General features: G+C 42.6%; 3 tRNA genes. All 3 read left to right on the top strand.

The features are described 5' to 3' along the window. Position 1: 1 nt before the first annotated feature. The 3 genes from L1D37_RS23945 to L1D37_RS23955 all read left to right on the top strand — a co-directional run bounded on the left by L1D37_RS23945 (position 2) and on the right by L1D37_RS23955 (position 255). A tRNA-Glu gene (locus tag L1D37_RS23945) sits at positions 2 to 69 on the top strand. 2 nt (positions 70 to 71) lie between these two features. Then, positions 72 to 147, top strand: a tRNA-Lys gene (locus L1D37_RS23950). Between the two features lie 32 nt (positions 148 to 179). Beyond that, a tRNA-Val gene (locus L1D37_RS23955) sits at positions 180 to 255 on the top strand. Positions 256 to 523 lie beyond the last annotated feature (268 nt).

Consider the following 523-nt stretch of genomic DNA (forward strand, 5'->3'; position numbering starts at 1 on the left):
TCGTCTAGAGGCCTAGGACACCGCCCTTTCACGGCGGTAACAGGGGTTCGACTCCCCTACGGGATACCATTGGGTCGTTAGCTCAGTTGGTAGAGCAGTTGACTTTTAATCAATTGGTCGCAGGTTCGAATCCTGCACGACCCACCATTCTTTCTCCGCGAAGGAATTAAAACTATCGTGGGCGATTAGCTCAGTTGGGAGAGCACCTGCCTTACAAGCAGGGGGTCACTGGTTCGAGCCCGGTATCGCCCACCATTCTCTAAATATTCTTGGAAGTTAAAACTCCAAACCACTTCTTATGTCGCTGGTTGGTTTTTTCGACTGTGAGAGTCTTTAGAAAATGTGAATTTTAGAACACTGGTTCTTAAAGTCTCATGCTCTTTAACAATTTGGAAAGCTGACTGATTGATTACTTACGAGTAATTCAATCAAATTTAAAAGTTCTCAATGTTTATCTGCTCTTATTTAATAAGAACGGTATAAACACAACAAACACATTCAAGTGTCTTGTATTCGATTCAAA

Source organism: Vibrio sp. Isolate33 (assembly GCF_022397895.1).
Classification (GTDB): Bacteria; Pseudomonadota; Gammaproteobacteria; order Enterobacterales; family Vibrionaceae; genus Vibrio; species Vibrio pomeroyi.